The organism is Psychrobacter sp. 78a-MNA-CIBAN-0178 (genome assembly GCF_040309625.1).
Classification (GTDB): domain Bacteria; phylum Pseudomonadota; class Gammaproteobacteria; order Pseudomonadales; family Moraxellaceae; genus Psychrobacter; species Psychrobacter okhotskensis.
This window is the reverse complement of the sequence record NZ_JBEOOZ010000016.1, coordinates 39838-56988: the sequence shown is the minus strand read 5'-3', so window position 1 is coordinate 56988 and position 17151 is coordinate 39838. Positions and strand designations below refer to the sequence as shown.

The 17151-nt window shown below is 43.1% G+C and carries 15 protein-coding genes; 6 read left to right on the top strand and 9 right to left on the bottom strand.

Features of this window, described 5'->3' with window-relative positions:
• Nucleotides 1–319 precede the first annotated feature (319 nt).
• Nucleotides 320–2005, bottom strand: coding sequence for an ATPase (locus AAEY80_RS09945; RefSeq protein WP_201567550.1), 1686 nt, complete (start codon nt 2003–2005; stop codon nt 320–322).
• A 262-nt stretch (nt 2006–2267) separates the two neighbouring features.
• Between AAEY80_RS09945 and AAEY80_RS09940 the strand changes: the two genes are divergently transcribed.
• The 3 genes from AAEY80_RS09940 to AAEY80_RS09930 all read left to right on the top strand — a co-directional run bounded on the left by AAEY80_RS09940 (nt 2268) and on the right by AAEY80_RS09930 (nt 5106).
• A complete protein-coding gene (locus tag AAEY80_RS09940; protein ID WP_173239837.1) occupies nt 2268–2981 on the top strand; it encodes an FFLEELY motif protein in 714 nt (237 codons plus the stop codon).
• A 107-nt stretch (nt 2982–3088) separates the two neighbouring features.
• On the top strand, nt 3089–4240 hold the full coding sequence (ubiE, locus tag AAEY80_RS09935) for a bifunctional demethylmenaquinone methyltransferase/2-methoxy-6-polyprenyl-1,4-benzoquinol methylase UbiE (RefSeq protein WP_025652841.1): 1152 nt from the start codon (nt 3089–3091) through the stop codon (nt 4238–4240).
• 170 nt (nt 4241–4410) lie between these two features.
• Nucleotides 4411–5106, top strand: coding sequence for a ubiquinone biosynthesis accessory factor UbiJ (locus AAEY80_RS09930; RefSeq protein WP_025652840.1), 696 nt, complete (start codon nt 4411–4413; stop codon nt 5104–5106).
• Between the two features lie 26 nt (nt 5107–5132).
• Here the strand turns inward: AAEY80_RS09930 and AAEY80_RS09925 are convergent, their stop codons facing one another.
• Nucleotides 5133–6056: a WG repeat-containing protein gene (locus tag AAEY80_RS09925; RefSeq protein ID WP_025652839.1), complete on the bottom strand. Its 924-nt coding sequence runs from the start codon at nt 6054–6056 to the stop codon at nt 5133–5135.
• Between the two features lie 157 nt (nt 6057–6213).
• Between AAEY80_RS09925 and AAEY80_RS09920 the strand changes: the two genes are divergently transcribed.
• Entirely contained in the window at nt 6214–7872 is a 1659-nt protein-coding gene (locus AAEY80_RS09920; RefSeq protein ID WP_025652838.1) for an ABC1 kinase family protein, read from the top strand.
• A gap of 87 nt (nt 7873–7959) precedes the next feature.
• Here the strand turns inward: AAEY80_RS09920 and ruvB are convergent, their stop codons facing one another.
• The 5 genes from ruvB to AAEY80_RS09895 all read right to left on the bottom strand — a co-directional run bounded on the left by ruvB (nt 7960) and on the right by AAEY80_RS09895 (nt 13141).
• Nucleotides 7960–8940: a Holliday junction branch migration DNA helicase RuvB gene (ruvB, locus tag AAEY80_RS09915; protein ID WP_025652836.1), complete on the bottom strand. Its 981-nt coding sequence runs from the start codon at nt 8938–8940 to the stop codon at nt 7960–7962.
• A 189-nt stretch (nt 8941–9129) separates the two neighbouring features.
• A complete protein-coding gene (ruvA, locus tag AAEY80_RS09910) occupies nt 9130–9750 on the bottom strand; it encodes a Holliday junction branch migration protein RuvA (RefSeq protein WP_025652835.1) in 621 nt (206 codons plus the stop codon).
• Nucleotides 9751–9853: 103 nt separating this feature from the next.
• Complete coding sequence (fba, locus tag AAEY80_RS09905; RefSeq protein ID WP_025652834.1) at nt 9854–10888, bottom strand: class II fructose-bisphosphate aldolase; 1035 nt, start codon at nt 10886–10888, stop codon at nt 9854–9856.
• Nucleotides 10889–11258: 370 nt separating this feature from the next.
• The gene (locus AAEY80_RS09900; protein ID WP_025652833.1) at nt 11259–11645 is read right to left on the bottom strand and encodes a hypothetical protein; all 387 of its coding nucleotides are present in this window, start codon (nt 11643–11645) and stop codon (nt 11259–11261) included.
• A gap of 293 nt (nt 11646–11938) precedes the next feature.
• Complete coding sequence (locus tag AAEY80_RS09895) at nt 11939–13141, bottom strand: phosphoglycerate kinase (protein WP_025652832.1); 1203 nt, start codon at nt 13139–13141, stop codon at nt 11939–11941.
• Between the two features lie 497 nt (nt 13142–13638).
• Here AAEY80_RS09895 and AAEY80_RS09890 point away from each other — a divergent pair, with 497 nt between their 5' ends.
• On the top strand, nt 13639–13968 hold the full coding sequence (locus AAEY80_RS09890) for a TraR/DksA family transcriptional regulator (RefSeq protein WP_025652831.1): 330 nt from the start codon (nt 13639–13641) through the stop codon (nt 13966–13968).
• Nucleotides 13969–14242: 274 nt separating this feature from the next.
• Here AAEY80_RS09890 and AAEY80_RS09885 read toward each other — a convergent pair whose 3' ends face one another.
• Both AAEY80_RS09885 and AAEY80_RS09880 read right to left on the bottom strand, forming a co-directional pair.
• The gene (locus AAEY80_RS09885) at nt 14243–14911 is read right to left on the bottom strand and encodes a thiamine phosphate synthase (protein WP_025652830.1); all 669 of its coding nucleotides are present in this window, start codon (nt 14909–14911) and stop codon (nt 14243–14245) included.
• Nucleotides 14912–15002: 91 nt separating this feature from the next.
• On the bottom strand, nt 15003–16097 hold the full coding sequence (locus tag AAEY80_RS09880; RefSeq protein ID WP_025652829.1) for a serine hydrolase: 1095 nt from the start codon (nt 16095–16097) through the stop codon (nt 15003–15005).
• 400 nt (nt 16098–16497) lie between these two features.
• On the opposite strand from AAEY80_RS09880, the gene AAEY80_RS09875 reads away from it, so the two are divergent.
• The gene (locus tag AAEY80_RS09875; RefSeq protein ID WP_025652828.1) at nt 16498–17133 is read left to right on the top strand and encodes a response regulator; all 636 of its coding nucleotides are present in this window, start codon (nt 16498–16500) and stop codon (nt 17131–17133) included.
• The last annotated feature ends 18 nt before the right edge of the window (nt 17134–17151 follow it).

The following is a 17151-nucleotide window of genomic DNA, read 5'->3' as shown; positions in this document are numbered from 1 at the left end:
CAACATGTCACAAAGCCGCAAGTGATAATGCCAAATCATTTGATTAAAGCATCTTGCGGCTTATAGCTTCCATTGTAATCGACTTCATCAAAATATTTAAAATATTTATATTAAATAAAACGAATGCTTTGTCCACACATCTCATTTAGTAGAAGGCAGAAATCATTACGTGCCTATTATATTAAATCTAGGCACATAATGCATGATGATATTGCAAGATTTGTAACTGCCAGTGTGCGAACCTGCTAACCTCTTTATTTAGTTATATATTATTAGGCATTTGAGAAATAACCAACCTTACTATGGCTGGTTATAACCGTTAACTGTCTGAGAGCGCGAACAGCTGTTTAATAGCGTGATCTAACACATCCAAACGCGCCTGACGCTTCTCATTGGTGGCGATGACGCACCAAGGTGCATACGCTGTGTCGGTATGTGCCAGCATATCAGCCGCAGATTGCACATAATCTGACCACTTATCGCGATTACGCCAATCATCATCGGTTAATTTAAACTGCTTATGCGGCGTCTCTTCACGCGCTTCAAAACGCTTAAGCTGTTCTTTTTTATCAATAGCCAACCAGTATTTGATGACCAACGTCCCTGCGGTGGCCAAGTCCGCCTCGAAGCGATTAATTTCATCATATGCACGCTGCCATTCATCATCTGTGGCAAATCCTTCAATACGCTCAACCAAGACGCGACCATACCAAGTACGATCAAAGATGGCGATACGACTAATACGATCCGTTTGCTCGTTTGGCAGTTTGGTCCAAAATCGCCATAGATAAGGGTGTTGTAACTCATACAGCATTGGCGCGCCGATATTATAAATTTGATACTCGCGTGGGTCGAGGGGTGCCACCAATCTTTTGATCGCCCCGCCTTTACCAGCAGCGTCCATCCCTTCAAAGGCGAAAACGATATGCCGACCTTTGCGCGCACGTAGCAACTCAGCAAGACGTGCTTGTTTTTCTGCCAACGCATCACGGTAGTCAGACTTATCGATATCGGCATCATCGATGTCTTCTAAAAATTTAGGGATTTTTACAGGTTTAAATTTCGCTGATTTAATTGCTTGCTGAGCTTGCTTGTCAGTCTCTGAGGTTGTTGCCGTATTTATTTTGCTGCTTACTAGCGCGGTTTGCATCGCTTGTAGTACTTCATGACAGAAGCGATCGGCGGCATCTGACTTATCATCACCATCAATAATGATCCAATCATCTTGCTGGCGGAGCAGTGTCGCGGCTACCTCATTAAACTGCGCAACTATCTCTGTACTATTCCAATCAATTTGATACAAAAACTGCGGGTCGGCTTCAGCGTCATTTAATCGCTCTTGTAACGTTTCGATATTGACATGGAACCAACATTTAAGCAGTCGGGTTTGATTGGCGGCTAAATCTTGTTCGAACGCTTGCAGCTTAATAAGTTGCTGCTGTAGATACGCTTGCCATTGCGCAATCGGTAACGCCTTTTCATTGTCAGATTTGTCATTGTCAGACTTGGCACCTTCTGGTTTTTGATTTTTCGATGGTTTATCATCATGGTCTGATGTTGCCATACGCATAACGTTATAGAGCAAATCGGCATACCAATTACCAAAATAAACCATCACATCGCCATGACGCGGCAGCGCTTTGGTATGTGCTTGCCAAATCGGCTGATACGCTAAGGGACAATCACCGATGGTTGCCTCAACCTTGAGTAGCCGAGGATCTACCCACTGGCGCAATTGCTTAACAGCAGTGCCTTTGCCTGCCTGCTCCATACCATTGACCAACACCAAAAGCCCTGTTGGTTTGTTGAGGGTTGGCGGCGTCTGTTGCCGCGTTGCTCGTAGGGCATATTGAGCGGTGACCAGTGCCAACCGTAGTGCATCTTTATCCATAGAAAACTGATTCAGTGGATTAGGGGTTAAGCGCTCCTCTATCACTTGCTCACTAAATTGGGCACTGACCGCTTGTGCTGCGTTGGGTTCAGTCGTATTGTCATTTTTGCTCATAATGGTCATCGTCCTATGATTGAAAGCACATCTGCTTAATCATAGCATTTGACCAATTCGGTAAATAACGCTGCTATGTAACAGTTTGACATTTGTATTCTGCTTTATTTTCTTTTAAGGTGAACACAATCTTGAGAGCATGCTTTAATAGGATCATAAAATAATAAAAAAAGGCTCAAAATAGGCATCAAAACTCAGCATAACTTTGACCACTTCATTCTCAACCTACACATAATTTTTACCTTTATATAGGATTTTTACTATGTCTGCCTTAACCGATTTACAACAGCACCTCACACATTTTTGGGCGCTACCACATCATCAAGATGCTGAATTAAACACCAAACTCAATGAAGTGCAAGTATGGCAACAAGCGCGACTCCAACGTACGCATAGTGAACTATTCGAACAGCCAAAAAACCAACTGATGGCAGACTATTTTCTGACGCAACTATACGGCGGTGATGAGTTTAAGTTATTGGCCAAGCAGTTAGAGCGGATTTTGCCAAAAGCCAAAAAGCTTGAACGCCTTGCAAAAGAATCAGCTTTAGAAGCTGGCAGTATGGGTATCCAAGCAGCAATTCTAGCGATTGAGCTAGATTTACATTTGGCTCAGTGGCTACTTGCCCAAGACTTACCAATTACCGAAGACAATATGCTAGCCGCCTATCGTACTGTCGATGAAGCGAATAAGCGCCGCATTCAGATTACCAATCTTAAGGATGTTTGCTACCGCACTGACAAGCATTTGAACTCATTTATGCTCAAACAAGCGTTCGCGTTAGCAAAAGGCACCGCCTATCGCTACAACTTTCAACCACTGTATGACTTTATCGATACCGGTTTTAAAGCCATGAAACCCCTTAAAAGCGTAAGCAGCTTTATCGAACCGTTTTGTGAACGTGAGCTTGAAATTATTGACGAAGTTCATGATACGGATAATGGCAATAAGCCCTTGGCGTTTGGTGTATTATAGGGCTAATTAGAGACTCAGTTAACTGGTGAAATTCGTTAACAGAAACAATATGTAATCGAAAAAGTATCTCAAAAAATAATCATAAAAGTGAATAACAGGATAATGCTATGACCGATAATACCAATGATAACACTACTCCCTCTGACCAAAAGCCAGCGCTCAACACCACGATTAATGGTCAGCTGCAAGATAAATTGGTCAGAGACAGCATCACTCACAGTCAAAACATCACCGCTCAAGTAAAAGCACGTCAAAGTCCTGTGCCTAATGCAACGACTGATACGAGTATTGATGCTAGCGTCAAAAAAAGTAAAAGTAATGACTTTACGCAAGTGCAAAACTTACCAACCGGAACCCCACAAGGTCAACAAACGACTATGCCAAACCATACCACCAACGCTAATAATACGTTGAATGACAGCGCAAGCAACACTTCAGCGCAAGCACAAACTGCCAAACAAACACTTTTTAACCAGCGTGATGACATCAATAATCCGCATACGCCTGATACTGATGGTAATGAGCAAACGCATTTTGGTTATAAAACGGTCAATAAAGCAGAAAAGCAAGCGCGCGTTGCTGATGTCTTTACCTCAGTCGCCAAAAAATACGACATTATGAATGACTTAATGTCATTTGGTATTCATCGCTTATGGAAACGTTATGCGATTAGCTTGTCAGGCGTACGTGCGGGTCAGCATGTACTCGATATCGCTGGCGGTACGGGTGATTTGGCCAAAGTATTTAGTCGTGAAGTCGGTCGCAACGGTAAAGTCGTGTTATCTGATATTAATGCGGCCATGTTAGAAGTTGGTCGTGAGCGCTTGATTAATGCTGGCTGCAATAATGTCGATTTTGTACTTGCCAATGCTGAAACATTAGCGCCATTTGATGACAATAGCTTTGATTTGCTTACCATCAGCTTTGGTCTGCGGAATGTCACGGACAAAGACGCTGCGTTAAAATCTATGTATCGCGTACTGAAACCGGGCGGTCGTTTATTGATTTTAGAATTCTCAAAACCTGTGTTTGAGCCATTATCAAAAGCCTATGATTTATACTCATTTACCGCATTACCAATGATGGGCAAGCTGATTGCCAATGATGCAGAAAGCTATCAATACTTGGCTGAATCCATTCGTATGCACCCTGATCAGCAGACGCTAAAGCAAATGATGCAGCAAGCGGGCTTTGAGAATTGTGATTATCACAACTTGACCGCTGGTATCGTTGCTGTGCATCGCGGTTTTAAAGCGTAGTTTTAGAAAAGAATAGTTTTAGAGCGTAGTTTTAAAAGCTGCTTATACAAACAAGCTTCTTCATAATGTGAAAACGTCTGTCATTAGGTAGGCGTTTAATCATAGTCATAACAGCCAATATTGAAATATGCGCCAGGCTTATGGCGCTCAACCAAACATGCGAGAGCCTTATGCTGACTGTTCTACTTTTGGCAGGTGCCGAAAAGCTGATTAACCTTGCCATTGCGAGTGATGAGATTACCAAATCAGGATTGGCACCGCTTGCTGGCAAAGTATTGCGACTGAATATAGCAATGCCTGAAATTCGTTTGGATATTCTATTCACCCATGAGCGTTTGCGTTTTGAGCCGGTGACGACGGACAGCGTGTTTGAGCCGAGCGGCCGTATGAACGAGCGCCAACAAGCCAGTATGGAGCGCGCCCGGATCGGTCATAGTCGTCCAGACTGTACCATTACCGTAGACAATCCAGCGCAATTGCTCAATCTGATGCGCGGCACTGAGGGCAACTTGCCAATCGCTGGTGACTATAAAGTGCTGATGCAGCTAAAGCAGTTGGTCGCAGGCTTTGACCCAGATGTGGCAGGACAGCTTGAGCCATTTATCGGTAAGCCAATGGCCAGTCAGTTGCATCTACTCATATCCCAACTCAAAGGCAGCTGGCGTCATAGTGCCAAACGTGCTTTTAATGATGTCAGCGATTGGGCCAATGATGTGGCGGGCAATAGTGTGCCTGATCCAGTTGAAGCGGCAGAAGTCAACGACCTTAAACAGCAGCTTTTAAAGCTGCGGGCTGATGTCGAACGTGAAGAGGCCAAACTTGCTGCCATTAGAATAGAGCAGGAAAAGCTTAAGGGCAACGAGTAGTCTTTTATTATTTTATAACGAATTTACTATTTATTGTCTTTTTCTATAATCTTGCCCATTTTATCAATTATAAATTTTTGTTCATTTACAGTAACCGTAGCTAATCCATTTTTGAAGTCGGTGGCATAATCATACTTAAAAGGTATTATTATGTCGTCCAACTTATTAATATAACCCCATTTATCATCTATACTTGCTCTCGCTAAGCTCTCTGAAAATCTGAAAGCATATTGATATTTCGGAGAGATTACAACGTCTCCTTTTGTATCAACAAACCCAAACTTGTTGTTGGTTAATAAAGCGACATAACCTTCTTGAAAATCACCTAGTCCTTCAAATTTTATGGGGATTACTACTTTGCCTACTCTATCAATAAAGCCCCACTTATCATTCAGCTTGACTGACCCAAAGCCTTCTGAGAACTTATCTGTTTGGTCATAAGTAAAAGGGATTACTATATTATTCATTGAATCAATATACCCCATTTTCTTACCCTTTTTCGCCCCAGCTAATCTTTCTGAAAAAGGAGCGATATAATCATACTCAAAGGGAACAACAATCTCTCCCAAATTATTGATTATACCGGCTTTCCCTTTAAAATAAATGGATGCAAACCCTTCTGAAAAAAGAGTAATACGATCATACTTAAATGGGACAACGACTTCTCCTAAAGTATTGATTACACCAACTCTTCCTTTCAAATAGACAGAGGCTAGGCCTTCTGAAAATCTATGTCCATCATCGTAAATAAGCGGGATCGCTACCTCTCCCTTTTCATCTACAAATCCAACTTTTTGCGTTTTATCATCCATAACTATGGCACGCCCGGAATATAGACAATCTGTAGTCTCAAAAATCTCTTTTTCAGGTGAATCACACTCAAACGCAAAAGCAGCGTGATTAATGAAAATCACTGTCAAGAGTGGCAACCATAGTTTATTTATTTTCACTTTAAATCCTTATAGAAATTTTTGACAGACCCAATCTGCCCTAAATGAATAATATAAGGCTCAGCCATTCTTAAAATATCTTTACCATGATAGTATTACCTCTAAAATTTATCTAGTTTGATCATATCTTTTAAATTTACTTAGAGTAATTTTGCCCATGCTATTATCCCATCGCGCCCGTTTACTTGAGCTTTGGCGTATCGCCGCAATATATCGCATTGATACGCACTTTTCTATTGAAGAGGCGCCACAGCTGCAACCTTTAGCACGTTTAATTCGCTTGCATCCAGCCGCTTGGGGTAAAAAGCATCAGCCAAACGCGATTAAATATGCGCTTGAGGACATGGGTACGCTGTTTTTAAAATTAGGCCAACTACTGTCAACACGTCGTGATTTGGTGCTGCCTGAGATCATCGCTCAACTGGTTCAGCTACAAGACAAGGTTAAACCATTTAACTCTGATGTGGCCATTACCCAAATCCAAGACCCTAAGCATGGTCTTGGGCAGTCTATTGGCACATTGTTCGCACGCTTTGATGTCAAACCGCTAGCGGCTGCTTCTATCGCCCAAGTACACACTGCCGCCCTGCATGATGGTCGTGAAGTCGTCATAAAGGTGGTTCGTCCCGATATCCGCACCACGATTATTTCTGACTTTGAGCTACTACGTGAATTGGCAAGCTGGGCATCCGCTCGTATTGAAGCGGCGCGTGCCGTACATATCATCGATATTGTTGAGGATTATCGTCAAGTCATGCTTAACGAGCTAGACTTGACGTTAGAGGCAGATAATACCACCCAAATGCGCAATAACTTCTTGGGTTCAGCATTAATGTATGTGCCTGAAGTTTATGATGCTGCCAAAAATGTGATGGTGATGGAGCGTATTCAAGGCGTCCCTATCTCGCAAGTTGAGGTGTTTGATAAGCTTGGTTATGACCGAGCAGCATTGGCAAAGAAAGGCTTAACGATATTTTTTACCCAAGTATTTCGCGATAACTTTTTTCATGCCGATATGCATCCGGGTAATGTCTTTGTAGAAACGCCGCCAGTCAAAACACTCACTGCAGATATGGCAGCGGTGGATTTGGGTCATGAGCCACGCTATATTGGTCTTGATTGCGCCATAATGGGTACGCTATCAAAAGACGATCAGCTTATCGTCGCGCGTATGCTGTTGGCGGTAATGAATAACAACTTTACGGCGATGGTTGATATCGTCAGCCGTGCTGGTTGGATACCGCCCAATACCGATAAGCATGCTTTAATGCGCGATATGAAACGTACTGTCGGCCCGATGCTGCAAAAATCTATTAATGATATCGACTTTGCTGGTGTGTTAATGCAGATTTTAGATATCGCCCGTCGCCACCATATGAGTATTCCGCCGCAATTAATGCTGCTACTTAAAACCTTGGTGCATGTCGAAGGACTTGGTCGTGATTTATATCCTGACCTTGATATCTGGTCGCTCGCCAAGCCCATTTTAAGTAGCTGGATTAAAGAGCAGCTCGATCCGATGCGTAACTTGCAACACTTACGCCAGCAGTTGCCAGAGATTTTATTATCAACGACTGATATTCCTAAGCTACTAGATCAAGGTCTACAAAGCCTTGCCTCACAAGGGTCGCGCCAAGACAGTCAGCTGCGAGAAATACAGCAGATACGCGCTGACATGCTTAATGATCGTCGCCGTGATTGGCTAGCGCTGTCAGGTTTTGCCGTGTTTATTGCCATCGCTACACAAGTCGGTTGGTTTGCGCCTATCTTTTATTTATTGGCTATGATTGTCGTTATTTGGCGGGTTCTAGCTTAAGCATATTTTTGAGCTTTATATCCTTCATAAAAAATGCGCCTACTTTTAATGATTTAAATTAAAAGTAGGCGCATTTTGTTTTCATTATTAAAGCATTTGATCAATCGCCATCTGCGTTAATACCCGACCACGCGCCGTACGTAATACATAACCTTGCTGAATGAGGTATGGCTCAATCACATCCTCGAGCGTACCGCGATCCTCAGCCATAGCCGCTGCGACTGCTTCAACGCCAGCTGGACCACCATCAAAACGCTCGTGTAATATCTCAATATAACGTCTGTCCAGATGGTCAAGACCACGTCTATCAACGGCCAGCATATCGAGTGCACTACCCGCAATCGCACCATTGATACTACCGTCGCCTCTCACTTCAGCATAATCACGCACACGGCGCAGTAAACGATTGGCAATCCTTGGCGTCCCACGTGCACGGCGCGCGATCTCTACCGCCCCGTCTTCACTCATCGGTACACGCATCAAGCGGGCGGCACGACTCACAATCGTCGTCAAGTCAGCTATATTGTAAAACTCTAAGCGCTGCACAATCCCAAAACGATCACGCAATGGCGACGTCAGCAGACCTGCTCGGGTGGTTGCCGCAACTAGAGTAAAGGGCGGCAAATCAAGCTTGATAGAACGCGCCGCCGGCCCTTCGCCAATCATAATATCTAGCTGAAAATCTTCCATCGCTGGATACAGTATCTCTTCAATGACCGAACTCAAACGATGGATTTCATCGATAAATAGGACATCACCTTCTTCTAAATTGGTCAGCATCGCTGCCAAATCACCTGGACGCTCAAGCACTGGCCCTGAGGTAGAACGCAGATTACCACCCATCTCACGAGCAATAATATTGGCAAGCGTGGTTTTACCCAAACCTGGTGGACCAAAAATCAGTGTATGATCCAATGGCTCACCACGACCACGTGCCGCACCAATAAAAACTTCCATCTGCTCACGCACCACCGGCTGACCAATGTATTCAGCCAATAATGCCGGTCGAATATTGGAGTCAGGCGCATCACCTGCCCCCTCGAATGGATTAATCAAACGATCTTGCATCATATGTTTTATCATTATATTAAAAAATTAGGTATAAATAGCATAACCAAACGCTACGCATAAGTCATGCAAAACATCTTAAAGCAGCCACTAAATAAAGCACAGCCTAAAACAAAAATAAGCGACAATGAATGTCGCTTATCTATTTAAGAGTTATTTATAGTTAATAATAGTAGTGAGCTAAATGAATTAAAAGCCTGACAACTGTTGCAACGTGGCTTTTAGCAAACCTTGGGTATCGGCAAAGGTATCGCCATTACTTTTAGCAGCTTTAATCGCTTGCTGAGCTTCTCTTTCTTTATAGCCAAGACTGATCAAAGCGCCTTCAACCTCAGCGATGATGTTGCCCTCGTGAGACACCTCAGCAGGTTGCATAGCAAACTCTAAATGACCGCTATCGACTTCAATATTTTTCAGCTTATCTTTTAGCTCAATCAATAGGCGCTGTGCTGTCTTTTTACCAATACCCGGGATACGGGTTAATGCCGTCTCTGACTCTTGCTCGACGTGCATTTTTAGCTCAGCAGCTGACATTGCCGATAGCATGGCTAATGCCATTTTTGCGCCAACGCCATTTATTTTAATCAATTGACGAAAGACATCGCGCTCTTTACGATCGATAAAACCATAAAGCAGCTGCGCATCTTCACGCACATGAAAATGCGTCCAAATGCTCGCCTGCTCGTTGAGACGCAACTGGCAAAATGACGGTAGCGGTAGCTCAATATCATAGCCGACACCAGAGGTGGTCATGACACAGGCAGTCGGTGCCATCAAATACTGCACTTGTCCGCTAATCAATCCAATCATAACCCACTACCTCTTATAAGAATTATCATAAAATTCAGCCAGCTGCAGAACGAAATATCTCAATAATCATTTATTCGATAAGTACTTTTTAACGTCAAATCTACTAATAAAAATCGACCATACCTTCAAGACTAATAGGGCGAATCTTATGTGCTTGACCAGCAGAACCAAAAGCTTCAAAACGATTGGTACAGATATCTGACATCGCAACCATAGACGCTTTAAAGTATTTACGGGGATCAAATTCGCTTGGGTTTTCTACTAAGAATTTACGGATTGCACCTGTTGATGCCAAACGTAAATCGGTATCGATATTGACTTTACGGACACCATGCTTAATCGCTTCAACGATTTGCTCAACCGGTACACCATAAGTCTCACCAATATCACCGCCATTTTCATTGATGACTTTAAGCCACTCTTGCGGCACTGACGACGAACCATGCATGACCAAATGGGTGTTAGGGATACGGGCATGAATCTCTTTTACGCGCTCAATGGATAAGATATCGCCCGTCGGTGGACGCGTGAATTTATACGCACCGTGACTGGTACCAATGGCAATGGCTAGCGCATCAACGTTGGTGTCTTTAACGAACTGCTCAGCTTCATCAGCACTAGTCAATAGCTGCTCGTGATCTAATATACCTTCTGCTCCAGAGCCGTCTTCTTCGCCTGCCATACCGGTCTCAAGGCTACCTAAGCAACCAATTTCGCCTTCTACCGACACGCCACATGCGTGTGCCATCTTGACGACTTCGCGAGTCACGCTGGCATTATAATCATAGTCCATTGGCGTTTTGCCATCTTCACCGAGCGAGCCGTCCATCATCACTGATGAGAAGCCAAGCTGAATTGAGCGCTGGCAAATAGCAGGTGACATACCATGATCCTGATGCATCACTACTGGGATATGTGGCCACTCTTCGATAGCTGCGATAATCAAATGACGTAAAAACGCCGACCCTGCATAACTACGTGCTCCAGCACTGGCTTGGACGATGACAGGTGAGTCACAGGCGTCGGCCGCCATCATAATTGCACGCATCTGCTCTAAGTTGTTGACGTTAAAAGCAGGAACACCATAGTTGTGTTCAGCGGCATGATCTAGAAGTTGACGTAACGATATTAAGGCCATAAAACGCTCTCTGATTAGATTTTAAAATAAATACTTGTAACTATGTGGTGATTACAAGTGTTCTATCCTCGCTGCAAGGTCGTTAAATCGACAAGCAGCACTATAGAACGGGTGGGAAAAAATGCAGGATTTTGATTAGCAATTAGCACGCGCCGATTATAGCAAATTTTGATCGTGCTTCGTAGCGGTTGCACGACTATTTATTGAGATGACAGGTTTGGGTTCACGAATTATTCACGGTATTGGATGTTTAAATTTATTAATCGATACAACGCAAAAAGCCTTGGCGATTACCAAAGCTTTCTAAATATTTTGAGGGCTTATATAGCAACTGGTATTTATAACCAATGCTTAAAATCAAAACTACTAATTAGTACTGTTGTTCTGCTTCTACGGCATTTTCACTGGCTTTATCTTCAACAGCAGCTGCACCATCAGCAACCGCGCCAGCAGTAGCGGATACGGCTTCATTTGCGCCTACCACAACCGCTTCACCAGTATTTGCTAGTGCATCAGTAGCAGCGGCACCAGCATTATCAGCGCCTTCGGCGACTTCAGCACCAGCATTTTGTGCAGCAGCTTCAGCTTCAGCAGCAGCGGCTTCTGTTTCGGCAGCGGCAGCGTCAGTGTTAGCAGCAGCGTCATCACCCGCTGACTCAGCAGCAGCTTCAGTTTTGTCTTGCGTTTCTTGGCTACATGCAGTGATTGCAAAAGTACCAGCAAGTACGCTAGCAAGTAATAAATGGCGTTTTAACATAATAAACCTCTCGTAAATAAAGCATGTCAAATACATGATTTGCGCTATTTTATAGAGTGCAAATTAGACATGCAATAATAATTTTCAGTATAGAAACAAATAATTACTACTTAATAATAATCCGTGCCTGTTCGTACTTAGTGCTTTCATACTAGCAAGTTAAACAAGAATGATAAGACAAATACCACAGTCACCCTATTATTTTTATAGCCTAACTTTTTATAGAGTAACTTAGATGCTCATCATAGGTTGTACATCTAATGTTACTCAATTGCTGAAGTATCGTTAAGCAGTTATGCTCTAATTTGTAATGCAGCAACGGCAGGTAATACCTTGCCTTCTACGAACTCTAAGAAGGCACCACCACCCGTTGACATATAGCTCACGCCATCGGCTACTTGATATTTATCGATAGCAGCTAAAGTATCACCACCGCCAGCGATTGAAAAACCTTGACTATTTTTGACTGCATCTGCCACTATTTGCGTCCCATGACCGAAAGCATCCACCTCAAAAACCCCCACTGGACCATTCCACAAAATGGTCTTTGCATTAGTAATAGCCTCAGCCAATTGCTTGGCGCTTTCTGGAGCGATATCTAATATCATATCATTGTCGCCAATCGCATCAACTGACTTGATGGTAGCAGTGGCTTGTTGTAATGAGCCAGTAAAGTCAGCAAAATCGATCTCATTTTTATCAGCGACAACAACATACTCAGGCAATAAAATCTCAGTTTTAGTCATAATGTCACGAGCGGTATCGAGCAAATCTGCTTCATATAAAGACGCACCAACACTATGACCTTGTGCTGCTAAGAAAGTATTGGCAATACCGCCACCAACGATAATTTGGGCGCACACTTCTGCCAAGCTGTGTAGTACTTCTAGCTTGGTAGATACTTTTGAGCCACCAACAATGGCTAGCATCGGTTGCGCTGGCGTTTCAAGCGCTAAGCTCAAGGCATCAAGCTCAGCGGCCAATAATGGTCCTGCACAGACTGTCTTGTCGGCTTGATGCATCGCTTGGGTCACACCCTCCGTTGACGCTTGTGCACGGTGAGCAGTACCAAAAGCATCCATCACAAACACATCGCACAAATCTGCATAAGTGTGCGCCAAATCGGCATCGTTTTTCTTCTCGCCTTTATTAAAGCGCACGTTTTCTAGTAGTACCACTTCACCTGCTTTGATTGAAACACCCTGAGTCAGATAGTCGGTGTTTAAACTAACGGGCGCGGCCAATTTGTCGCTTAAATAGTCAGCAACAGGTGCTAGAGAGTAGATCGATTCAAAACTTCCTTCGGTTGGCCGACCGAGATGTGAGCAGACAATCACCGCCGCGCCTTTTTCTAACGCCATTTTAATCGTAGGTAAACTTGCTTGCAAGCGAGCTGCACTCGTAACCTTGCCGTCTTTAATAGGCACATTGAGATCCTCTCGAATCAATACAACCTTCTCTTTTAAATCAAGCTCACTCATACGCAAAAAATTCATTACCTGCTCCTATGCATCAGTCTGTCTGTTAATCAATCGTTTTATGGCTTTATTCAATGGTTTTTCATTCAATGATTTTTCGAAAAGGGGTATGACCAGCCATTTCTTATAATCGTATCTCTTCTATCGGCTGGCTTTGCTCATGTTAGTTTATAAAATAGGTCTGACAATCTTCAAAAGCGGTGTATTCTACCAGTTTTCTAACGATTGCTCACAAGGAACTGCCATAAATTTTGGCGACTGTAGCGACATAAAAACTGTGAAAACCTAAAGATTGCGATAGTGCTTACCTTAACTGGATACTGCGGCAGCCATATCGCGCGCTTGCTACCTGAAGTTCGTTTTAAGTACTTTAAAAGTCAGTAACATTTCGTGGTGGTACTTAATAGTCAGGCTGTTTATGATAGAAAGACGCTTTATAATAAAGTGCCTATTTATAACAATTTTATAATAATTGCGCTCGACAATAACAATAACAATAACCTCAGGAGAATAAAATGACTATTGATGTCAATAATGCCAAGCAAAACTTGTTAAAGCTTAAAAAAGAATATGAAACAAGGATTGATAAAATAGAAGATCATATCCAAAACCCACAAGATGACCTTAACGAGCATTGGGAAGATCAAGCCATCTCCTATCGTCAGAACGATATGCGCCAAAGTCTGAGAGATGAAGCGCGCCAAAATTTAGTCTATGTCGAAAATGCCTTGAGCCGTATCGAAAATGGCACTTATGGTGAGTGTGAGGTATGTGGCAAACTGATTGAAGAGCAACGCTTGGAAGCACTGCCCTACGCTACTTTATGTATGGATCATGCCAAATAACGTCTTTTTTTAGCGATATTCCTAGGGCGTGTCCTCAATTCAACCGATAGCAATCTAAATGGGCTAAAAATGGTTAAATCTTGCCAAACATCGTCAAATAGCTAGGTAATATCTCGATATTATCTGCACTATTTTCCTTGTTTGACTGCAATTTACCTCATTTTTATCACCATTTTTAAAATGAGGACACGCCCTAGCTTAAAAGCTAATGAACAATGAAACTATTTAAGAAACCTTTAAGCACTCACTCGGTAATTATACCCACCACCTGTTACTAAGCAGGCGCACTCCAGACGTTGAGCGCCTGCTGCCACTGTTGACAACGCTCAGCTATTTTATGCTCTGGCAAATCCATAATATCCCCTACTACTGCCACATAAGCAATCGGCAAACCTGCCAGCTCAACGATATTTTCTGCAGTCAAGCCGCCTATGACGCATAGTGCAATACCCTGCTGACATCCATCGACCAGCTGCTGACGCGAAATAACGTCTGCCTTAGGTTTGGTCGTAGAGGCAAATACTGCACCCATTGCAGCATAACTGGCGCCAGCAGCGTGCGCTCCTTTTACCAGCTCTACATTGCCATGACAGGTGCGACCAATAATTTGATCTGCTAATAGATCTTGCTTGGCATCTTTAATTTCACCATCTTCTTGCCCTAAGTGAACCCCAACGCCAAGCTTGGCAGCCAGCTTGATATCATCATTGATGACGACTGGCACATTGTATGCTTTAGCCAACTCAGCTATCTGTCTAGCCTCTTCGTATAAATGTGCGTCACCATCAGGCAATGACAGGACTTGCTTACGACGAATTTGTAACAGCCCGATAAACCCTGTCGCTAATGCTGCTTTTAATTTGCGATACAGCAGCGCAAACTCATCATCATTGGTCAATAAGTATAGCTTTGGTGCTGGTGTGATAATCGATGCTTGAGTCATATAATTTTCCTAGGACACGTCCTAAATTCAACACAATAAAAAGGCCGTTACATTACATAACAGCCTCTTTATACCCACTAAACCAATCCGCTTACACTGTACGGCGAGTCGCCAAACTGTTTAGGATATTTTTGGCATCACCCCAACGCGTCGCTGAGCTGTTTGCGCCCAAAATGACAATAATAGCAGGACGGTTATTCACACGGGTTTCCATTACCACACAACGACCTGCCTCATTAATAAAGCCGGTTTTTGAGATACCAATTGGATAATCGCCTGAACGGACTAGAGAGCTGGTATTGTTGGCTTTATAAGTACGGTTACCATTTGAGTAATTGGCCACGTAAAAGTCATAACTCTTAGTCGTAGAGAAGCGACGGATTACATCATAGTTACCAGCAGCACGTACCATTTTTACCAAGTCATTTGACGAAGCCACATTACGTTTATCGAGACCCGTTGGATCACCAAAATAAGCCGTCGTCATGCCAAGCTCTTGCGCTTTACGGTTCATCGCTCGTATAAAGGCATCATAGCCGCCTGGATAGTTACGCGAGAGACTTTTGGCAGCAGGGTTTTCTGATTTCATCAATGCCATTAATAGCATTTCAGCACGATTCAAACGATCGCCAGATTTAAGGTTTGAGCTGGCGCGTTTTGGACCGACGAAATCTTCAGGATCTAGGGTAATCTCTTCACGCATATCAAGACCAGCATCTAACACCACCATCGCCGTCATTAGCTTGGTGATACTCGCCATAGGGCGGGCGACGTCGGCATTTTTTTCGTAAATAGATTCACCAGTTTCGGCATCGATCACCGCCACACTGCGCGAGTCAGTGCTAATCGGAATCATACTGCTGCTGCCAAAGCTACCGCGATAAGTGGTGTTATAGCTATTGGCGTTATTATAGCTGTTGTTGCTGCTACCGAAACTACTGGTCTTACTGTTCGTAATATTGGTCGTGCCATAGCCATTATCGACTTTTTTAATGGTCGAATCATTAGACTTATACATGATATTACGTGCTTCAGACAAGCTATCAGCACCGCCCCAACTCATACGAGCACTAGAGCCAGTATCAGCGCTACCATTAATCGTAAGTGCAGCTTGCGCAATACTGCCCAGACTCAATGAAATCATAGCAACAACTAGCTGCTGTTTGGTTAATGGTAAGAGCTTCATTCTTCCCCCTGCTGTCGCGCTGCTATTCAATAGATAATCAGTTACAGACTAACTAATAGCAACAACGTACGTAGCGTTTGTGGTTATGTTTGTAGGTACTCACATAGAGTTTTTGTATTTTTAGTGTATCATGGTTTGCATTTAAGTTTAATCTACTAAATCAATTAGATGAGTATTTTTTAACCTGCTTGAAATTTTGCTACATTTAAATTAGATTCTAGCAATATTAATTAACACTAGAGCAATATATGATGATAGTAGAGGATAAAAATAATTGCTCTGCAAATCCTATTATAAAATAATAAAAATCTCGATTGTTCTTACAGATATACAGATTGCTTCAGATGGTTTAACGTTCACCATGCAACCTTCATTTTGATAGACAGCAAAGAGTACAACTATGATACGAGTATTAGTAGTAGATGATCATGATTTAGTGCGGATGGGTATTAGCCGTATGCTAGCAGACAGTGCTGATATCGAGGTCGTTGGTGAAGCTGACAGCGGTGATATGGCGATTAAACTGGCCAAACAGCTGCACCCCGATGTAATTTTGCTCGACGTTAATATGCCCAATATCGGCGGGCTTGAAGCAACTAAGCGCTTAATTCAGCTGGATTTGGGCATCAAGATTTTGGCCGTTAGTAGTATGTCGGCGCAACCATATCCATCTATGTTGATTAAAGCGGGCGTCAATGGTTACATCACTAAAGGCACACCACTTGATGAGATGATACGCGCGGTCAAAAAAATCTATCAAGGCGGGCGTTATTTTAGCCAAGATGTCGCCGAACAGTTGGCTGACGTTTTACTGTCAGATAATGCCAACTCACCTTTTGACTTGTTGAGTGACCGCGAAAAACAAGTGGCGATGATGGTGGTTAATTGCCAAAGTCCTCAGCAAATTGCCGACCAGTTGTTTGTGAGTGTCAAAACCATCAATACCTATCGCTATCGCATTTATGAAAAAGTCGGCGTTGATAGTGATGTGAAGTTGACCCATCTCGCTATTCGTCATGGTCTCATTCAACCGTAGACCCCTTAATACTCTTTT

Bases quoted from the DNA above. Each gene is read 5' to 3' on its own strand.
- AAEY80_RS09945 (WP_201567550.1), bottom strand. From the start codon at position 2,005: ATGAGCAAAAATGACAATACGACTGAACCCAACGCAGCACAAGCGGTC.
- AAEY80_RS09940 (WP_173239837.1), top strand. From the start codon at position 2,268: ATGTCTGCCTTAACCGATTTACAACAGCACCTCACACATTTTTGGGCG.
- ubiE (WP_025652841.1), top strand. From the start codon at position 3,089: ATGACCGATAATACCAATGATAACACTACTCCCTCTGACCAAAAGCCA.
- AAEY80_RS09930 (WP_025652840.1), top strand. From the start codon at position 4,411: ATGCTGACTGTTCTACTTTTGGCAGGTGCCGAAAAGCTGATTAACCTT.
- AAEY80_RS09920 (WP_025652838.1), top strand. From the start codon at position 6,214: ATGCTATTATCCCATCGCGCCCGTTTACTTGAGCTTTGGCGTATCGCC.
- ruvB (WP_025652836.1), bottom strand. From the start codon at position 8,940: ATGCAAGATCGTTTGATTAATCCATTCGAGGGGGCAGGTGATGCGCCT.
- ruvA (WP_025652835.1), bottom strand. From the start codon at position 9,750: ATGATTGGATTGATTAGCGGACAAGTGCAGTATTTGATGGCACCGACT.
- fba (WP_025652834.1), bottom strand. From the start codon at position 10,888: ATGGCCTTAATATCGTTACGTCAACTTCTAGATCATGCCGCTGAACAC.
- AAEY80_RS09900 (WP_025652833.1), bottom strand. From the start codon at position 11,645: ATGTTAAAACGCCATTTATTACTTGCTAGCGTACTTGCTGGTACTTTT.
- AAEY80_RS09895 (WP_025652832.1), bottom strand. From the start codon at position 13,141: ATGAATTTTTTGCGTATGAGTGAGCTTGATTTAAAAGAGAAGGTTGTA.
- AAEY80_RS09890 (WP_025652831.1), top strand. From the start codon at position 13,639: ATGACTATTGATGTCAATAATGCCAAGCAAAACTTGTTAAAGCTTAAA.
- AAEY80_RS09885 (WP_025652830.1), bottom strand. From the start codon at position 14,911: ATGACTCAAGCATCGATTATCACACCAGCACCAAAGCTATACTTATTG.
- AAEY80_RS09880 (WP_025652829.1), bottom strand. From the start codon at position 16,097: ATGAAGCTCTTACCATTAACCAAACAGCAGCTAGTTGTTGCTATGATT.
- AAEY80_RS09875 (WP_025652828.1), top strand. From the start codon at position 16,498: ATGATACGAGTATTAGTAGTAGATGATCATGATTTAGTGCGGATGGGT.